Below are 17,565 nucleotides of genomic sequence, written 5' to 3'. Positions count from 1 at the left end.
TCCTAGGTTAGAGGCCGGCCGGGGCGCTGGGCCGGGCAGGGATTCCGGCCAGGGCCGGGGAGGGCTGGGAGTCGGCGCCGGCAGCCGGAGCGGATTCGAGGAACTTGCGGTGGACCCTCGGGCCCAGGATGGCGTAGCTCGTGGCGCTCGCCAGCCCGCCGGCCAGCCAGGACAGGTCCCAGCCGCCCAGGGCCACGGCGATGGGGCCCTGCATGGCGGGAACGAGGCCGTACATAAACAGCCAGGTGGCGAAGATGCCGACCAGGAGGGAGGTGACTCCCGCCCAGTTGACGCCGGGCAGCCGCTTGGTCCCGACGCCGTCGAACAGCCGTGCGGGGTTGCCGGGCCAGCGCTTCTCGATCCAGAAGTAGTGCACCAGCATCACGCCGCCCCAGGCGGCCACCCAGGCCACCAGTCCGATGAGCCAGGCGTCCAGCACCGCTGCGAAGTCCTCCTGGAAGATGAAGAAGACGACGGCGATGAGCGAGAAGACGCCGACGAACAGGTTCAGCTTGCGGCGGCTGATGGTGATGTCCAGTGACTGGGTGGCCACCGAAAAGGTGTAGATGTTCAGGATGTTGGTGGCGATGGGGCCGTGCAGCACCATCAGCAGGACGGGCAGGGCGAGGACGCCGAAGTTCTGGACGATGAGCTTCCCGGGATCGATTTCACCGCTGTTGGTGGCCAGGCTCGCACCCAGCACGCCGAGCCAGACGACCGGGATGAACTGGCCCAGGACGGACGCCAGGTAGACCTTCTTCTTGGGGACCTCGGTGCTGACGAAGCGGGAGTAATCGGCGGCGTACGTGAACCAGGTGATGCCCCAGCCGATGCCGATGGCCGTCATGACGGCGCTCATGGCCGCGATCCGCTCGGAGCCTTCCAGGATGTTGCCCGCGGGGCCGGCGTAGGCCCAGTCGATCTTCATGCCGAACCAGGCAACAGCGGACATAACGGCCAGAATGATGATGGTGGGCGGGACGGTCCACTTTTCAAAGGCGGCGATCGCCTTGTAGCCAAACCAGGCGATGGCCACCTGGGTGGCCATGATGGCCGTTGCGACGCCGATCTTCCAGGCGTAGTTCTGCGCCGTGGGATCCACCCAGCCGAGCGTTCCGAACAGCGCCATCACCAGGTCCAGGATGATCCAGGTGTTGACGGCGCACCAGCCGATCACCAGGAGGGCCTGGATGCTTGCGGGGAGGTAGTTTCCGCGCCGGCCGAAGGCTGCCCGGGCCAGAACCATGCCGGTGGCGCCGGTCTTCTGGCCCAGCAGGACGAAGCAGCCAAAGAGCAGCATGCCGATCAGGTTGCCGAGGACCAGGACGATGACGGTATCCGCGAAACCCAGCCCCAGGTGGATTCCGAGGGCGCCCAATACCCAGTTGATGGGGGCAAGGTTGGCGCCGGCCCAGATCCAGAACTGGCCTGAAACCTTGTGCGTGCGCTGGGACTCGGGAATGGGCTGGAGCCAGGCTTCGCAGTCCTCGGCCGGCGCCATTGCCGGCCCAGACTGCTTCGTGGAGAGGTTGTCTTGCATGGGGAAAGCCTCCAGTAAGTGAAAGGGATAGATCCAGATTATGTGGCTCATGCCACAACCACCACATACAATGTGTCGTGAAGATTCACCTTCTACTTGACGGAGTGTCATGCCCATACGGCTGCAGGATGTTTTGAAACATTCCACCCTCACCCCGGCGGACCCCGTAATACGCGCGGCGGCGGCGATTGCGGCCCAAACGCAGCTGCGCTGGATCCACTCCAGTGAAGTTTTGGACATCGCACCGTTACTTGGCGGCGGAGAACTGCTGCTCACCGGCGGCCAGGCCCTGGCCGCGGCAACGGACAAGCGGCGCATCGGCTACATCTGGGAGCTGGCGGAGCGTGGAGTAGCTGCATTGGCCATCGAGACGGGCGTGGCCCTGCCGTCCATTCCGTCCTCCATGGTGGGAGCAGCCGAAGCCGCAGGGCTTCCCCTGATCGAGCTGCGCAAGGTGGTGCCCTTCGTAGGCGTAATGGAGGCCATCAACTCGTTGCTGGTGAGCGAATCTGCCGCGCACCTGCAGCAGGCTGACCGGGCAAGCCATGCCATGGCGGTGGAGCTGGCCCACGGCGGCAGCCTCGACCGGATCCTGGCCGTCCTCGCCGACGCCACCGGCGCGGAAGTTGTCCTGACATCCAACGCGGGTGCTCCGCTGGCAAGCGCACTGCCTGCCGGCCATGCCGCGGATGCCGGGCCTGCTCCGGCGGGGGACGCCGACCAGGACCGGGCACGCACTACCCATATTGATGTGTCCGTGCGGGGCATACCGTCGGCGCGACTAAGCCTTCACACACTGGAGGGAGGCGATGTGAACCTGGCAAGGATTGCCGGGAACCGCTCAGTGGACATTCTGGCGCTGGCCCTGCTGCAGCGCATGCCGCCCGGCCTGAAGGAGATGGCGGGTGCCGCGCTGATCCGCGCCGTTGATTCCGGTACGCAGAACTGGCGGCTCCAGCAGCTCGCACCGGCTGCGGGGATCCCCCCGGCCGCGCAGCTGGTGGCGGTTGTGGTCCGTTCCCCCGGCTCCCGGCAGCTCCGAACCACCGTGGAACAGCTGCTGGACCGGGTGGGCCGGCACAGTGCGAGCTATGCGGATAACGAGGAGCTGCTGGCGCTTGCGGCGTTGCGGACCGGTAAGGGGCAGGAGGACCGGAGCGAGATCCTTGCCGGGCTCCGCACGCTCGAGCTGCCCGAGGGCAGCATCAGCGCTGTAGGCCCGGTGGCCGCCGGGATATCGGCAGCGCCCTGGTCGCTGGCAGAGGCGCGGCTGACGCTGGATATTGGAGCCCGTGATGAGCTGCGCCCGTCCGGGGCGCGGCTGGCCGGTGGGGCGCTCGACGCGGAGGCGTTTGCGGTGGAACGGATGGCCTTCCATGCCCTGGATGCGGCCAGGCGCGAGGACTTTGTCCGCCAGCAGTTGGGGTCCGTCCTTGACTACGATGCGCAGCGCCGCTCGCAGCTGGCCGAGACGCTGCGGGTATGGCTGGACTCCGGCTGCAACACCGCCCAGGCTGCGCGGGAGCTGCACCTGGAGCGGCAGTCCATGCACCAGCGGCTGCAACGGATCTTCTCCCTGTGCGGCGGCGACCCCCGCAGCACCGGCCGCCTTGCCGCCCTCCACCTGGCCAGCCGCCTCGCCGCCCTGCACTCCGACTAGGCCCCAACCCTCTCTTCCTTAATGCCCCTTCCCCGGCGATCCTCTCTCACCTAACGTCGGGTTCCGGGAAACCATCTCGCAGTTAATGCGCGTTTTGGGCGGACGCTCTCTCACCCCTCGGAAACCTAACCGCGGGCCTGTGGATAACTTCTGCAGCCTTGAGCCGGATCGGGGCAGAATGCCAGCATGCAAAAGCAGGATTCCCTGCCCCTGCCGTTGGCAGCGGCTCCCTTCACCTTCAGCTCAGCCATGTCTTCCGGCGTCCCGTTAAGCAGGCTCCGCCGCAAGGATGTGATCAATGTGGGCCGCGGCCTCTACCGTCCGGCGGGCTGGGATTTTGACCTGGAAGGCGCGGGCAGGGCGTTGTCCGCGGCGTCGCCGGGAGCCTGGATCTCGCATGTGACCGCGGCACGGCTTCGATGCCAACTGCTGCCGCCATGGCTGGCGGATTCGTCAGAGCTGCATCTGAGCAAGCCGAGGTCGCTGCCATCGGTCCGCCGGAAGGGCGTGATCGGCCATACCGTGCTGGCACGTGAGGATGAGACTGAACTTGTCGACGGCATCCGCCTGAGCACCCGGTCCCGCACGTGGCTTGATGTGGCCCGCATCCTGCCGCTCCACGACCTGGTGAGCATGGGGGACCAACTCATCCGCATGCCACGGATGGATTTCGAGGGAAGGGCACAGCCCTACGACACCATAGCGGGCCTTCGCGCGCTTGTAGCCCGCCACCCGAATCTCCAGGGCATCGTCCGCGCCCGTGAAGCGCTGGATCTGATGCGGGTGGGGGCTGACTCCGCGCCCGAATCGCTCCTTCGCTTGGCAATCGCCGACGCCGGGCTCCCGGAGCCCGAACTCCAGGTGCCGTTGCGCACCGGAGACGCGCGGTCGCCGTCGGCCGATCTCGGCTACCGTCATCGCCGCGTTGCGATCCAGTACGACGGCGACCATCACCTCGGTGACGCACAGATCCTGAGCGACAGGAGACGGGACAAGGCCTTCGAATCAGCCGGCTGGACGGTTCTCATCTTTGATAGGGACGATCTTGCTGACGAGTTTCAGCGCGCAGTGCAGGGGATCAAACGGGCACTCCGGAACGGTTGGCTTGACCACCCCCAGGCGTCGGGGTTTGCCGGCGGGGCCTGAGCATCAAGGGACTTCTGGGCAATGACGACGGCGGTGCTTAAGGCCGTGGCGCCCCCTCACCTTGGGGTGAGAGAGCGCCACGTAAAACCCACATCAAGTGGGAGAGCGTCACGTAAGAACCCGCATCAGGTGAGAGAGCGCCACGTAAAAACCAGCATCAGGTGAGAGAGCGTCACGCAAAAGCCGGCGTTAAGTGAGAGAGCGTCGCAGGGGGCTACCGGAGGACCACCGTGCGGTTGCCCTGCAGGATGACCCGGCCCTCGCAGTGCCAGCGGACCGCGTTGGACAGGGCCTTGCACTCGGTGTCACGGCCGGCGGCCACCAGGTCCTCGGGCCCGTAGGTGTGGTCCACCTCCACGGTCTGCTGGGAGATGATGGGTCCCTCGTCCAGCTCGCTGTTGACGTAGTGCGCGGTGGCGCCCACGGTCTTGACGCCGCGTGCGTACGCCTGGTGGTACGGCTTGGCGCCCTTGAAACTGGGCAGGAACGAGTGGTGGATGTTGATCGCCTTGCCGTCCAGCTTCCGGGTCAGGTTGTCGCTGAGCACCTGCATGTACCGGGCCAGCACCACAAGCTCCACATCGAACTCGTCCACCAGCTCCAGCAGCCGCGCCTCTGCCTCAGGCTTGGTATCAGCCGTGACCGGCACATGGAAGAACGGGATCCCGTGCCATTCCACCAGGGCCTGGTGGTCGGTGTGGTTGGACACCACGGCCACCACGTCCACGGGCAGTTCGCCGATGCGTGCCCGGAACAGGAGGTCGTTAAGGCAGTGCCCGAACTTGGACACCATGATCAGCACCCGCCGCTTGGAGCCGTGCGGTTCCAGGCGCCAGCGCATCCCGAAACGCTCCGCAACCGGCCCAAACGCGGCCCGCAGCGTGTCCGCGGTGGAGGCATCGCCGTCGGACGCGAAATGCACCCGCATGAAGAAGTGCCCTTCGCTGCGTTCGCCGAACTGCTGGTTGTCGATGATGTCGCAGCCGTGCTCCAGCAGGAAGCCGGACACGGCGTGGACGATGCCCGGCGACTCGCTGCAGTCCAGCGTGAGGACATGCTCCACGGTGGTCACCGGCGCGGACAGGGAAGTTTCAGTCTCAATGGCGGTCATGGTTCAGCACTCGATCACATTCACGGCGAGTCCTCCTCGGGAGGTTTCCTTGTACTTGGTTTTCATGTCGGCTCCGGTTTCGCGCATCGTCTTGATGGCTTTGTCCAGGGACACCTTGTGGCTGCCGTCGCCGTGCAGGGCAAGGCGGGCGGCGTTGATGGCCTTGACGCTGGCGATCGCGTTGCGTTCGATGCAGGGGATCTGCACCAGCCCGCCCACGGGGTCGCACGTCAGCCCAAGGTTGTGTTCAATGCCCACCTCGGCGGCGTTCTCCACCTGGGCGGGCGTGCCGCCGAGGACCTCGCAGAGCCCGGCGGCGGCCATGGAGCAGGCGGAGCCCACCTCGCCCTGGCAGCCCACCTCGGCACCCGAGATGGAGGCGTTGATCTTGAACAGGATTCCGACGGCGGCCGCCGCCAGCAGGAAGCGGACCACGCCGTCGTCGTTGGCGCCGGGGACAAACTTCACGTAGTAGTGCAGCACCGCCGGGACGATGCCCGCCGCGCCGTTGGTGGGCGCCGTGACGATGCGCCCGCCGGCGGCGTTTTCCTCGTTCACGGCCAGCGCGAACAGGTTCACCCATTCCATGGCCCGGAGCGGATCGGTCACGCCGGTGTCCGCCGTCAGGGTCTGGAACAACGACGGCGCGCGGCGGCGGACGTTGAGCCCGCCCGGAAGGATGCCTTCCGCGGCGCAGCCGTTGTCCACGCATTCGCGCATGACCGCCCACAGCCCCAGCAGCTTCTCCCGGAGCTCCGCTTCGGGCCGCCAGGTCAGTTCATTGGCGAGCATGACGTCCGAGATGGACATCCCCTCGCGTTGGCAGATCTCCAGGAGCTCGTCCGCCGTGGTGAACGGGTAAGGCAGGACGGTGGAGTCCGCCACCACCCTGTCTCCGGCGTCGGCGTCCCCGTCAACAACAAAGCCGCCCCCAATCGAATAGAAGCTCCGTTCGCTGAGGACTGACCCGGCATGGTCCAGGGCGCGGAAGGTCATGCCGTTGGGGTGGGCCGGGAGGGACTTGCGCCGGTGCAGCACTACGTCCTCGTCCCAGTTGAAGTCCACCCGGTGGTCCCCGCCGATCCACAGTTCGGCGTCCAGCGCGGCTGCGGCCACCTGGTCGTCGGCCGTGAAAGTGTCCACGGTTTCGGGGTCCAGGCCCTTGAGGCCCAGGACCACGGCCTTGTCCGAGCCGTGGCCCCGCCCGGTGGCGCCCAGCGAGCCGAACAGTTCAGCCTGTACGCGCCGGGTGGAGCTCAGGTGTCCGTCACCCTTGAGTCCGTCGGCGAACAGCTTTGCTGCCCGCATCGGGCCGACCGTGTGTGACGACGACGGCCCGATGCCAACGGAGAACAGGTCCAGGACGCTGAGGGCCATTTAGGGGACCTCAGGCGAGGCATACTCGCGCATTGCGTCGAGCAGCCAGCGGCCCAGGAAATCAGCGAACGACGCGCGGGGGAAGAGCCGGAACGTCTCCTCACCGGTCTTCCACAGCACCACGGGGATGTTGCCCACCTCCGTGGAAAGCGCCGTGCCGGCTTTCAGCACGCGCGGGTGCAGGTCCAGCGAGCAGCCCTTCTCCAGGACGGCCCGGGCCCGCGGCCCGGTGAGCTCGAACGTGGTGCGGTTCGCGGAGAGGTCCACCACCTGGCCGGCGCCGTCCCCCAGGGCTTCGCGGAGCGCCTGGATCAGGCCGCCGCCCAGGGATTCGTGGGCTTCCCGTGGTGCCACCACCAGGAACTCTTCCGGGCCAAGCCACAGCACGGAGGAGTCCCCGGTTCCGGTGACGCTGCCGCACGTGGCGGGCAGGCCGCCGGTGACAGCGGCGACGCGCTGTCCGGCGTCGCTGTCCCGGTTGACCCGGAGGCCCACCATGGTCAGGAAAGCCACTTCGCTGATCTCCACCACGCCCCGGACGGAGCCGGTTTCAAAGTCTGCGCGGAGCTGGGCGGCGGGGCTGACCCGGAGTGAGAGGTTCTTCTCGTAGGAGGTTGCGGGTGCTGCTGTTTCAGCCATCTTTGCGGGTCCCTTCGGGGTCAAAAAGTACGGTTTCGGCGACGACGACGTCCACCAGCTGGTCGCCGGCGGCGGCAGTCAGGGTTTCGCCGATGCGGTTGCGGCCGTTCTTGATCAGGGCCAGGCCAAAGGACCTGCCGAGCGCCGCGCTGTGGTAGCTGGAGGTGACGAAGCCTTCCATCGGGACCGGCCCGTAGGCAGGGTTGGTGGAACGGCCCTTCTCCACGAGCTGGGTGCCTTCCGGCAGCCGCAGCGTCCCGTCCACCGGCAGCACGCTCACCAGGTGCTTGCGGTCCTCGCGCTGGCCGTCGGCCCGGGAGTAGGAGCGCTTGCCGATGAAGTCCTTGGCCTTGGAGACGATCCATTCCATGCCGGCGTCCTGCGGGGTGACCGTGCCGTCCGTGTCCTGGCCGACGATCGGGTAGCCCTTCTCGGCGCGGAGCACGTGCATGGTTTCGGTGCCGTACGGGGTGATGTTGAATTCGGCGCCGGCAGCCGCCACGGCCTCCCAGGTGTTCAGCCCGTACCAGGACGGAACGTTGATCTCGTAGGCCAGTTCACCGGAGAAGGAGATCCGGCAGACCCGGGCGCGGACGCCGGAGGCCAGGGTGGTTTCGCGGAACGTCATGAACGGGAAGGCCTCGGCTTCCAGCCCGCCGTTGGCCGCCAGTTCCGGGGCCACCTTGGCAAGGACTGCGCGGGACTTGGGCCCGACGACGGCAATGGTGGACCACTGTTCGGTCACCGAGGTGCAGTGGACGTCCAGGTCCGGCCATTCGGTCTGCAGCCATTCCTCCAGCCAGTCCAGCACCTTCGCGGCGCCGCCGGTGGTGGTGGTCATGAAGTAGGTGTCGTCGTCCAGGCGCAGGGTCACGCCGTCGTCGAAGATCATGCCGTCAGCCATGCACATCACGCCATAGCGGGCGGAACCCGGGGCGAGCTTCTTGAACGCGTTGGTGTAGATCCGGTTGAGGAACTCGCCGGCGTCCTTGCCCCGGATTTCGATCTTGCCCAGGGTGGTGGCGTCCATGAAGCCCACGGATTCGCGGACGGCGGCGCATTCGCGCAGCACGGCCGTGTCCATGTCCTCGCTGCCCTGCGGGTAGTACCAGGGCCGCTTCCACTGTCCGACGTCCTCGAACAGGGCGCCCTTGGCGACGTGCCACGGGTGGATGGAGGTCTTGCGGGCGGGGTCGAACAGCTCGCCGCGCTGGCGTCCGGCCAGTGCCGCGAAGGCCACGGGCGTGAACGGTGCGCGGTACGTGGTGGTGCCGATGTCGCCGATGCCGCGGGAGGCTTCTCCTGCGGTGCGCAGCGCGGCGGCGATGACGCCGATCGCGTTGACGCCGGAGGTCTTGCCCTGGTCGTTGGCGGTGCTGATGGAGGTGTAGCGCTTGATGTGCTCCACCGAGCGCATGCCGGCCCCCGTGGACCGCAGCACGTCAGCCACGGACTGGTCGCGCTGGAAGTCCACGTAGTGCTGGTGCCAGTCGTCCGGGGTTCCCGTCTCGCCGGGGACCAGCCACAGCTGGCGGGTGGGGGCTGAAGCCTTCGGCTCCGCCAGGACGAGAGGAGCGACGGCGGACGCGAACCCGGCAGCGATGGCTGCGGCTGCACCGGCGGAGATGCCCTCGGCCAGGCAGTCGGCCAGGTCGAAGCTGCCGCGGCCCGAGCCGATGGTCTGCTGGTTGGGGACCACGGTGTTCGGCACGAAGGCGGCCAGCTCGTCGTCCCAGCGCAGCTTGCCCTGCCGCTGGGAGTGCAGGTGCACCAGCGGGCTCCAGCCGCCGGACACAGCCAGCAGGTCGCAGGCGATCTGTTCCACGCCCGAGGTGAGCTCGCCGTCGTCGCTAATGCTGCGGACGGTGACGCCGTCCACCCTGCCGTCTGCTGACTGGGAGGACGTGTTGGCCACGGCGCTGCCGATCAGCACGCGGGTGCCGGACTCGACGGCGGCAGCGGCCGCTGCGGTGAGCTGCGGACGGGCGTCCACGACGGCGGCAACCTTGACGCCGGCGGCGCGCAGGTCAGCGGCAACGGCGTAGGCGCTGTCGTTGGTGGTGCTGATGACCACGCGGCGGCCGGCGGCCACCCCGTAGCGGTTCAGGTAGGTGCGGACGGCCGAGGCGAGGATGATGCCCGGGCGGTCGTTGTTCTCGAACACCAGGGGACGCTCGTGGGCGCCCGGTGCCAGGACCACCTGGTTGGCACGGATGTGCCAAATCCGCTGCCGGGACACTCCGGACGCGGCAGGGGAGGACAGGTGGTCCGTGCGGTTTTGGACGGCAATTACATAGTTGGCGTCGTAGGCGCCGAAGGCCGTGGTGCGGTTCAGGACGGTGGATTCGGCGCCTGAAACGAGCTCGGCTTCGACGTCCGCCACCCATTCCAGGGCCGGCTTGCCTTCGATGGTCTCAGCGAGTTCCGGTGCCGTTGACCCGGACAGGAGGGACCCGCCCAGCTCGGGCTGGTCGTCCAGCAGCATCACGCGTGCGCCGGTGCGGACGGCTTCGCGGGCTGCGGCCAGGCCGGCGGGGCCGCCGCCGACCACCAGGACGTCGGTGTGGACGTACTTCTTGTCGTACTCGGCGCGGTCCTCCTCGGGATCCAGCTTCCCCAGGCCGCTGAGCAGTTCCGCCTTCAGGCCGTCCACCAGGGTGACCGTGGTGGCGGGGAGCATGGATTCGGCGACGTCGCCCGGGAAGCGCGCAGCGATCTTCACCATCGCATTGGATTCCTCCACACCGGCGGACATGATGCCGCGGGGGCGGTCCTCGTAGAGCGAGTTGCCGGCGTTGATGCGGCCGTTGGCGATCAGGGCCGAGGCGAGGGTGTCGCCGGGATGCCCCGTGAATTCCTCGCCGTCCACGGTGAAACGCCAGGAGATGGTGCGGTCGATGCGGCCGCCGGAAGCGAGGCGGGCGTTCTGGGAAGTCACTTGGTTGCTCCTTCCGGGGCAGTGGTGCTGGCGGGTGTGGTGCTGGTGCCGGAAATGCTTGTCCCGGACGTGCTGGGGGCCGCGGTCCCGGTGGTGGTGCTGTCCGGGGCGAGGCTGGCGGTGCCCGTTTCGACGGTCAGCTGACCGGCAGCGTCAGGCCGGGGCGTGCCCATCGGGTAGATGGCCTGGATGTCATAGGTGACGGTGTCGCGGAGCATGTTGAACCACTGGCGGCAGCCGGTGCTGTGCAGCCAGCGCTCGGCGAAGGCGCCCTTGGTGTTGTCCCGGTAGAACAGGTACTCGGCCCATTGGCGGTCGGTCAGCTCGTTCGGGTTTTCGGGGTAGGGCACGTGGGCCTGGCCGCCGTAGTGGAATTCGGTCTCGTCGCGGGAGCCGCAGTTGGGGCAGGAGATGAGCAGCATGTGCGTCTTCTTTCTAAAGTGCAGTGTTCGCTGGCGGCTAGTGGGCCACGGCGGCGGCGCCGTGTTCGTCGATCAGCGCGCCGGTTTCGAAGCGTTCCAGCGCAAACGGCTTGTTCAGCTTGTGCGGGGAGCCCGTGGCGATGTTGTGCGCGAAGGTGAGCCCGGCCGCGGGGGTGGCCTTGAATCCGCCGGTGCCCCAGCCGCAGTTCACGAACATGTTCTCCACCGGGGTGTTGCCCACGATCGGGGAGGCGTCCAGCGTGGTGTCCACAATGCCGCCCCAGGTCCGGAGCACGTGGGCCCGGGCAAAGATGGGAAAGAGCTCAACGGCGGCGGCCATCTGGTGCTCGATCACGTGGAACGAGCCGCGCTGGCCGTAGCCGTTGTAGGAATCGACGCCGGCGCCCATCACCAGTTCGCCCTTGTGGGCCTGGGAAACGTAGACGTGCACGTGGTTGGACATGACCACCGTGGGGTGGACGGGCTCGTGCAGCTCGGAGACCAGGGCCTGGAGCGGGTGGGACTGGATGGGGAGCCGGAAGCCGGCCATCTCGGCCAGGACCGAGCTGTGCCCGGCGGCGGCGAGGCCCACCTTTTCGGTGTTGATGGTGCCGCGGTTGGTCTTGACGCCCACCACGCGGTTGCCGTCCTTGACGAAGCCGGTGACTTCGCAGTTCTGGATGATGTCCACGCCCATCTCATCGCACTTGCGGGCGAAGGCCCAGGCAACGTGGTCGTGCTTGGCGATGCCGGCCCGGGGCTGGTACGTGGCGCCCATGACGGGGTAGCGGATGTTGTCGCTGATGTTCAGGATGGGGCAAAGTTCCTTGACCTGCTTCGGGTCCAGCCACTCGGCGTCCACGCCGTTGAGCTTGTTCGCTCCCACGCGCCGCATGCTTTCACGGACGTCGCCCAGGGTGTGGGCGAGGTTCATCACGCCGCGCTGGCTGAAGAGGAAGTCGTACTCGAGCTCCTCCGGCAGGATCTCCCAGAGCTTGAGGGCGTGCTCGTAGATGGCCGCGCTCTCGTCCCAGAGGTAGTTGGAACGGATGATGGTGGTGTTCCGGGCCATGTTGCCGCCGGCCAGCCAGCCCTTTTCCAGGACGGCGATGTTGGTCATGCCGTGGTTCTTGGCCAGGAAGTAGGCGGTAGCCAGGCCGTGCCCGCCGCCGCCCACGATCACGGCGTCGTAGGAGGACTTGGGCTCCGGGTTGCGCCAGAGGAAGTCGGGGTGCTCGGGGAGGAGGTCTGCACTCACTGGGCTGCTCCAATCAGGTCTGCTTCAAGGGCGGCAACTTCAGTGCCGTTGCTGAGGTGTGGGTAGAGGGGAAACTGCTCGGCCAGCGCGGTGACACGGGCGCGGAGTTCGACGGCGGTGCTGTCGCCCAGGGTGCCGCTGCCCGCAGCGGCGATCAGCGCCGTCGCAATAATGTCTGCGACTTCCTCGAATTCCTTGGCGCCGAAGCCGCGGGTGGCGAGGGCCGGGGTGCCGATGCGCAGCCCCGAGGAGACCATCGGCGGGCGGGGATCGAAGGGGACGGCATTGCGGTTGACGGTGATGCCGATGCGGTGCAGGGCGTCTTCGGCCTGCTGTCCGTCCAGCTCGGAATTGCGGAGGTCCACGAGGACCAGGTGCACGTCGGTGCCGCCGTTGACCACGGAGATTCCGGCCGCGGCAACGTCGTCGCGGAGGAGCCGTTCGGCGAGAAGCTTGGATCCCTCAAGGACACGCTGCTGGCGTTCCTTGAACTCGGGGGAGGCGGCGAGCTTGAAGGCCACGGCCTTGGCGGCGATCACGTGCTCCAGCGGGCCGCCCTGCTGGCCGGGGAACACGGCGCTGTTGATCTTCTTGCCGTACTGCTCCTTGGCAAGGATGACGCCGCCGCGCGGGCCGCCGAGGGTCTTATGGGTGGTGGTGGTGACGACGTCGGCGTAGGGCACCGGGTTCGGGTGCAGGCCGGCGGCCACCAGGCCTGCGAAGTGGGCCATGTCCACCATGAGGTACGCGTCCACCAGGTCGGCGATGCGGCGGAACTCGGCGAAGTCCAGCTGGCGGGAGTAGGCGGACCAGCCGGCCACGATCAGCTTGGGCCGGTGTTCCAGGGCCAGCGCCTCAACCTCGGCCATATCGATGCGAAGGTCCGATTCGCTTACGTGGTACGGGACCACGTTGTAGAGCTTGCCGGAGAAGTTGATCTTCATGCCGTGGGTAAGGTGGCCGCCGTGGGCCAGGCTCAGTCCCATGATGGTGTCGCCCGGGTTCAGCAGGGCGAACATGGCGGCGGCATTGGCCTGCGCGCCGGAGTGCGGCTGGACGTTGGCGAATTCTGCGCCGAACAGGGCCTTGACCCGGTCGATGGCGAGCTGCTCCACAACATCCACGTGCTCGCAGCCGCCGTAGTAGCGCTTGCCCGGGTAGCCCTCGGCGTACTTGTTGGTCAGTACCGAGCCCTGGGCCTCCATGACCGCGGACGGGGCAAAGTTCTCGGAGGCGATCATTTCCAGCGTCGACTGCTGGCGGCCCAGCTCACTGGCAATGGCCTGCTGGACCTCGGGATCAACGACCGAAAGTCGCTCGTTCAACTGCTCAACCACGGATGCTCCTTTGAAATACCACTTGCTTACTAACTGATATATCAGTGTGAGCTCAATGGTATGATCGGCATCACAGCAGAGTCAATAGCTGGACGAAAGTGACGTGAAGCCCGGCACGGGCAGCCCCGTCACGTCAGCGGAGAACGGAGCGGCGCGTTGAATGCACTTCTAGCCCTGCCTCAGGCGGAGGACGAGGCACCGTCCCAGGCTGAGGCCGCCTACCGGCAGCTGCGGGACAAACTGATCATGCTGGAAATCCGCCCCGGCGAGCCGATCAACGAGGGCCAGGTGGCGGCTGAACTCGGGCTTGGGCGCACCCCCGTGCGGGAGGCCATCAAGCGGTTGGAGGTTGACCACCTGGTCATTTCCTATCCCCGCCGCGGCACCTTCGCCACGAATGTGGACTTCACGGAGCTGGCGGACGTCTCGGAAATCCGGGAACTCCTGGAGCCGCTGGCCGCGCGCCGGGCGGCGAAAAGGGCCAGTGAAAGCATGCGCCGCGAACTGCTGCAGGTGGCCGATGCCATCGCGGAGCTGGGGCCCGGCCAGGGGGAGTCGCGCGACCTGATGCGCTACGACCTGATGGTGCACCGGCTGATCTACAAGGCGGCCGCGAACCCGCACCTGGAAAGCACCCTGATCCGCTACGACAACCTGGCCACCCGCATCTGGTGCGTGGTGCTGGACAAGGTGCCGTCAGTGAGCGGCCACATCACCGAGCACGTGGACCTGCTCAAGGCGGTGGCCGCCGGCGACGCTGACAAGGCTGCCGAGCTGGCCCTGCACCATGTCACGAGCTTCGAGGAAACCATCCGCAAGGTGCTGTAGCCCCCCGGGACGCTCTCTCACTTAACGCCCAACAATCCGGGTCGCTCTCTCACTTAACGCCGTATAAACCGGGACGCTCTCTCACTCCTGAAAGGATGGAATGCGCTCCATGCCCGCTGCCGCCCGGAACGCACAGGACCGCACTGCCAGGTTCGGGTTCGCCTTCATCGGCGTCCTGCTCATCGCAGTCAACCTTCGGGTGTCCTTTGTCAGCGTGGGGCCGGTCCTGGCCAACATCAGCTCCGACCTTGGCCTGTCCAGCGCCGCGGCAGGTTTCCTGACGGGTCTTCCGCTCATTGCCTTTGCCATCTTCTCGCCCGTGGCGCCCGGCCTCGCTTCGCGCCTGGGCCTCGACCGTGCGCTGTGGATGTCCCTGCTGATCCTGGCCTCGGGCATTGCGCTCCGCTCCCTGCCTGTGTCCGGCGTCATTTGGGTGGGAACAGCACTCATAGGCCTCGCGATCGCGTTCCTCAATGTCCTGGTCCCTTCGCTGGTGAAGCGGGACTTTCCCACGAGGGTCAGCCAGCTCACCGGAAGCTACACCGCCACCCAGGCCGCCTTTGCCGCCATGGGGGCCGCCGTCGTCGTGCCCGTGGCGCAAACGTCCCCCGCGGGATGGCGCCTTGCCCTCGGCATCTGGGTGGGACTTGCCCTCATTGCCATGGCGGTGCTCCTGCCGTGGCTGCGCCGGCACGGCTCCGGCATCGTGAGCGCCGCCAGGCCGGACGTGTCCTACCGGTCGCCGTGGACTTCAGCCTTGGGCTGGCAGGTGACGATCTTCATGGGGCTGCAGTCAATCGCCTTTTACGTCCTGATGGCATGGCTGCCCACCATCGAACAAAGCCGCGGGGTGCCGGCCACTACCGCCGGCATCCACCTGTCCGTTTTCCTGCTCGTCAGCGTCTTCGCCAGCCTTGCCGCAGGGGGCATCCTTCACCGGGGCTCGGACCAGCGGATCGTTAGCGCCGCCAGCGGAGCGGTCATGGTTGTGACGTTCCTGGGCCTGGCGCTTGCGCCGGACCTCATCCTGTTGTGGGTCCTCCTGGGGGCAACCGGGTGCGGGAGCCTGATCGTCATTGCCCTGTCTCTGTTCAGCCTCCGGACCGTCAACTACCCGCAGGCGGCATCATTGTCCGGCATGGCGCAGTCCGTCGGCTACGGCATGGCTGCTGTGGGTCCGGCGATGTTCGGCGGGCTGCGCGATCTGAGCGGAGATTGGACCCTTCCCCTCCTGGTCACCGCGGGCATCATGGCCGTCCTCGCCGTGATGGGTATGCTCGCCGGGCGGAACCGGGTCATCAGCCCTGCGGCGTAGGCCCCCGTCAGGCGTGCGCCTGCGCCCGGACGGACGTCCGTTCCACGGCGGGGCAGTTGATGCGGGCCACCCCGTCCGTTGCGGTTCCGGGCGCCCCATCCAGCCCGAGGAGCATCCTCACACCGGCAGCGCCCAGTTCGTAGTGGGGGAGCGACACGGTGGAAAGCGGCGGCCGCAGGTGGGCGGCAATGACTTCCTGGTTGTCGAACCCCACCACGGCCATGTCGTCGGGGATGGACAGGCCGTGCTCGCGCAGGCCGTCGTAGAGGCCCATGGCCATCCGGTCGTTGTAGCAGAACACCGCGCTCACGCCGCGGGTAAGGAGATCGGACGTGGCGCCGTAGCCGCCTTCCTGGTCCGGGTAGGCTTCCAGCACCAGTTCGGGGTCGAACGGAACACCTGCCTTTTCCAGTGCTTCCCGGTACCCCTGGAGCCGCCCGTCCTTGGCCGGCGCCGGAATGGTGGCATTGATGAAGGCAATCTTCCGGTGCCCGTGCCCCAGCAGGATTTCCGTGGCAGAGCGGCCGCCCTGCACCTCGTCGGGTACCACGGCCCGGGTGCCCGGCTCGTTGGAGAAGCAGTTGACCAGGACGAAGCCGGCCTCCCGCAGCGGCGCCGGAATGTCCGTCTGGCGGTGGAACCACGTGGAGTAGAGGATGCCGCGGACCTTGTATTCGAGCATCATCTGGATGGCGTCCTGCTCGAGCTCTCCGTTGCCCTCGGTGTTGGCGATGAGGAGGGCGTACCCGTGCTTCCACGCCTCGTCCTGGGCTCCGTGGATGATCTGGCCGGCGAAGGGCGTGGTGGCAACGCCGTCCGCCACCAGCCCGATGAACCGGGACGTGCCGCTGACCAGGGTCTTTGCCATCGCGTTGGGCCGGTAGCCCAGGGTTCGGATGGCGTCCTGCACCCGCCGGCGGGTTTCCTCGGCGATCCGGGCGGCCTTTTTCTTGTTCACCACCAGGGACACCGTGGCTGTGGAAACGCCGGCCGCTTCTGCGACGTCGCGGAGGGTGACGGGGTGCGCGCGCTCCGGGGTTTTCGGCGCCCGGGCGGCAGGTGCCGGCACCTCCGCACCATTCTCCATTGAACTCATCTGCCCTCCTTGAGGAGTATATCCATCCGCCGTTGCCGTCATCCCTTCGTCGCCCCGCTTTCAAGTCCCTGGATCATGGCCTTGTTGAGCACCAGGAACACCAGCAGCAGGGGGGTGATGGTCACGCATACAGCGGCAAACGTTGCCGTCCAGTCCACCTTGCCCATGGCGCCGATGTAGTTCTGCAGGCCCAGCGGAATGGTCTTCAGGTCCTCGGACAGGACGAAGGTGTTGGCGAAGATGAAGTCGTTCCAGATGAAGATGCTGTTCACCAGGACCACGGTCACCACGGTGTTCAGGGACAGCGGCATGGTGATCAGCCCGAAGATCCGGTAGGGGCCGGCGCCGTCCAGGGATGCTGCCTCGTAGGTTTCCTTGGGGATGTACTCGTAGAACGAGCAGAAGAGGTAGATGGCCATGGGAAGCGAGAACCCGGCCAGCGGGATGATCATCGAGAGGTAGGTGTCCAGCAGGTTCACCGCCGAATAGTCGATGAACAACGGGACCAGGGCTATCTGCACCGGGACGATGATGCCGATCAGGAACAGGCCGCGGACCAGCTTGCTGAGCCGGAACCCCAGGACCTGGATGGCGTAGGCGGCCATCATGCCCAGCAGGACAATCAGGATGTTCGCCCCCATGGTGACGATGAAGCTGTTCAGGATGTTCCGCCCCAGGTCGCCGGTTTCGAACGCCCTGGCATAGTTCTCCCATGTCAGGGAGCTGGGCAGGGCAAACGGATCACCGGTGGCGAAGTCCTGTTCCGTGCGGAGGCTGGTCAGGAACAGCCACGCCAGTGGGTACACCTGCACGATCACGATGAGCATGATCAGCACGCGGGACAGCGTCCGGAACAGGACTTCGCCACCGGTGATCCGTTTGCCCTGCCCAGCTCCCT

At 67.0% G+C, this 17,565-nt stretch carries 14 protein-coding genes; 4 read left to right on the top strand and 10 right to left on the bottom strand.

What is annotated here, in order from left to right; all coding sequences use genetic code 11:
- Positions 1-7 precede the first annotated feature (7 nt).
- Positions 8-1,540 (bottom strand): purine-cytosine permease family protein, encoded by a 1,533-nt coding sequence (locus HTS88_RS15025; RefSeq protein WP_174179707.1) that lies wholly within the window; start codon positions 1,538-1,540, stop codon positions 8-10.
- Positions 1,541-1,649: 109 nt separating this feature from the next.
- On the opposite strand from HTS88_RS15025, the gene HTS88_RS15020 reads away from it, so the two are divergent.
- Entirely contained in the window at positions 1,650-3,200 is a 1,551-nt protein-coding gene (locus tag HTS88_RS15020) for a helix-turn-helix domain-containing protein (protein ID WP_174179705.1), read from the top strand.
- A gap of 186 nt (positions 3,201-3,386) precedes the next feature.
- Positions 3,387-4,346 (top strand): DUF559 domain-containing protein, encoded by a 960-nt coding sequence (locus tag HTS88_RS15015; protein WP_174179703.1) that lies wholly within the window; start codon positions 3,387-3,389, stop codon positions 4,344-4,346.
- A 214-nt stretch (positions 4,347-4,560) separates the two neighbouring features.
- Here the strand turns inward: HTS88_RS15015 and purU are convergent, their stop codons facing one another.
- The 7 genes from purU to glyA are packed head-to-tail and all read right to left on the bottom strand — an operon-like array spanning position 4,561 to position 13,428.
- The gene (purU, locus tag HTS88_RS15010) at positions 4,561-5,457 is read right to left on the bottom strand and encodes a formyltetrahydrofolate deformylase (RefSeq protein ID WP_174179701.1); all 897 of its coding nucleotides are present in this window, start codon (positions 5,455-5,457) and stop codon (positions 4,561-4,563) included.
- 3 nt (positions 5,458-5,460) lie between these two features.
- A complete protein-coding gene (locus HTS88_RS15005; RefSeq protein ID WP_174179699.1) occupies positions 5,461-6,834 on the bottom strand; it encodes an L-serine ammonia-lyase in 1,374 nt (457 codons plus the stop codon).
- On the bottom strand, positions 6,835-7,473 hold the full coding sequence (locus HTS88_RS15000; protein WP_174179697.1) for a sarcosine oxidase subunit gamma: 639 nt from the start codon (positions 7,471-7,473) through the stop codon (positions 6,835-6,837).
- Complete coding sequence (locus tag HTS88_RS14995; protein WP_174179695.1) at positions 7,466-10,411, bottom strand: sarcosine oxidase subunit alpha family protein; 2,946 nt, start codon at positions 10,409-10,411, stop codon at positions 7,466-7,468. Before HTS88_RS14995 ends, HTS88_RS15000 begins: the two co-directional genes overlap by 8 nt.
- Positions 10,408-10,833, bottom strand: a complete 426-nt coding sequence (locus tag HTS88_RS14990) for a sarcosine oxidase subunit delta (RefSeq protein ID WP_174179693.1) — start codon at positions 10,831-10,833, stop codon at positions 10,408-10,410. The genes HTS88_RS14995 and HTS88_RS14990 overlap by 4 nt, the downstream gene beginning before the upstream one ends.
- A gap of 37 nt (positions 10,834-10,870) precedes the next feature.
- The gene (locus tag HTS88_RS14985) at positions 10,871-12,091 is read right to left on the bottom strand and encodes a sarcosine oxidase subunit beta family protein (protein WP_104185774.1); all 1,221 of its coding nucleotides are present in this window, start codon (positions 12,089-12,091) and stop codon (positions 10,871-10,873) included.
- On the bottom strand, positions 12,088-13,428 hold the full coding sequence (glyA, locus tag HTS88_RS14980; RefSeq protein ID WP_285835568.1) for a serine hydroxymethyltransferase: 1,341 nt from the start codon (positions 13,426-13,428) through the stop codon (positions 12,088-12,090). Before glyA ends, HTS88_RS14985 begins: the two co-directional genes overlap by 4 nt.
- 156 nt (positions 13,429-13,584) lie before the next feature.
- Here glyA and HTS88_RS14975 point away from each other — a divergent pair, with 156 nt between their 5' ends.
- Both HTS88_RS14975 and HTS88_RS14970 read left to right on the top strand, forming a co-directional pair.
- Entirely contained in the window at positions 13,585-14,256 is a 672-nt protein-coding gene (locus tag HTS88_RS14975) for a GntR family transcriptional regulator (protein ID WP_174179691.1), read from the top strand.
- Positions 14,257-14,356: 100 nt separating this feature from the next.
- On the top strand, positions 14,357-15,571 hold the full coding sequence (locus HTS88_RS14970; RefSeq protein ID WP_246256354.1) for an MFS transporter: 1,215 nt from the start codon (positions 14,357-14,359) through the stop codon (positions 15,569-15,571).
- A 7-nt stretch (positions 15,572-15,578) separates the two neighbouring features.
- On the opposite strand, the gene HTS88_RS14965 is transcribed toward HTS88_RS14970, so the two are convergent.
- Together HTS88_RS14965 and HTS88_RS14960 are read right to left on the bottom strand one after the other, a co-directional pair.
- Positions 15,579-16,667: a LacI family DNA-binding transcriptional regulator gene (locus HTS88_RS14965; protein ID WP_174179689.1), complete on the bottom strand. Its 1,089-nt coding sequence runs from the start codon at positions 16,665-16,667 to the stop codon at positions 15,579-15,581.
- A gap of 38 nt (positions 16,668-16,705) precedes the next feature.
- Positions 16,706-17,565 (bottom strand): carbohydrate ABC transporter permease (locus tag HTS88_RS14960; RefSeq protein WP_217432634.1); only part of this gene is annotated, 860 nt, incomplete at its 5' end.

Source organism: Pseudarthrobacter oxydans (assembly GCF_013314975.1).
Classification (GTDB): domain Bacteria; phylum Actinomycetota; class Actinomycetes; order Actinomycetales; family Micrococcaceae; genus Arthrobacter; species Arthrobacter oxydans.
Note: the sequence above shows the minus strand (reverse complement) of the source record. Positions and strands in the feature narration are given on the sequence as shown.

What these genes read in the sequence shown, in the direction of transcription:
- HTS88_RS14965 (WP_174179689.1), bottom strand. Translation starts at nt 16,667, where the DNA reads ATGAGTTCAATGGAGAATGGTGCGGAGGTGCCGGCACCTGCCGCCCGG.
- HTS88_RS14970 (WP_246256354.1), top strand. Translation starts at nt 14,357, where the DNA reads ATGCGCTCCATGCCCGCTGCCGCCCGGAACGCACAGGACCGCACTGCC.
- purU (WP_174179701.1), bottom strand. Translation starts at nt 5,457, where the DNA reads ATGACCGCCATTGAGACTGAAACTTCCCTGTCCGCGCCGGTGACCACC.
- HTS88_RS14990 (WP_174179693.1), bottom strand. Translation starts at nt 10,833, where the DNA reads ATGCTGCTCATCTCCTGCCCCAACTGCGGCTCCCGCGACGAGACCGAA.
- HTS88_RS15005 (WP_174179699.1), bottom strand. Translation starts at nt 6,834, where the DNA reads ATGGCCCTCAGCGTCCTGGACCTGTTCTCCGTTGGCATCGGGCCGTCG.
- HTS88_RS15020 (WP_174179705.1), top strand. Translation starts at nt 1,650, where the DNA reads ATGCCCATACGGCTGCAGGATGTTTTGAAACATTCCACCCTCACCCCG.
- HTS88_RS15015 (WP_174179703.1), top strand. Translation starts at nt 3,387, where the DNA reads ATGCAAAAGCAGGATTCCCTGCCCCTGCCGTTGGCAGCGGCTCCCTTC.
- HTS88_RS15000 (WP_174179697.1), bottom strand. Translation starts at nt 7,473, where the DNA reads ATGGCTGAAACAGCAGCACCCGCAACCTCCTACGAGAAGAACCTCTCA.
- HTS88_RS15025 (WP_174179707.1), bottom strand. Translation starts at nt 1,540, where the DNA reads ATGCAAGACAACCTCTCCACGAAGCAGTCTGGGCCGGCAATGGCGCCG.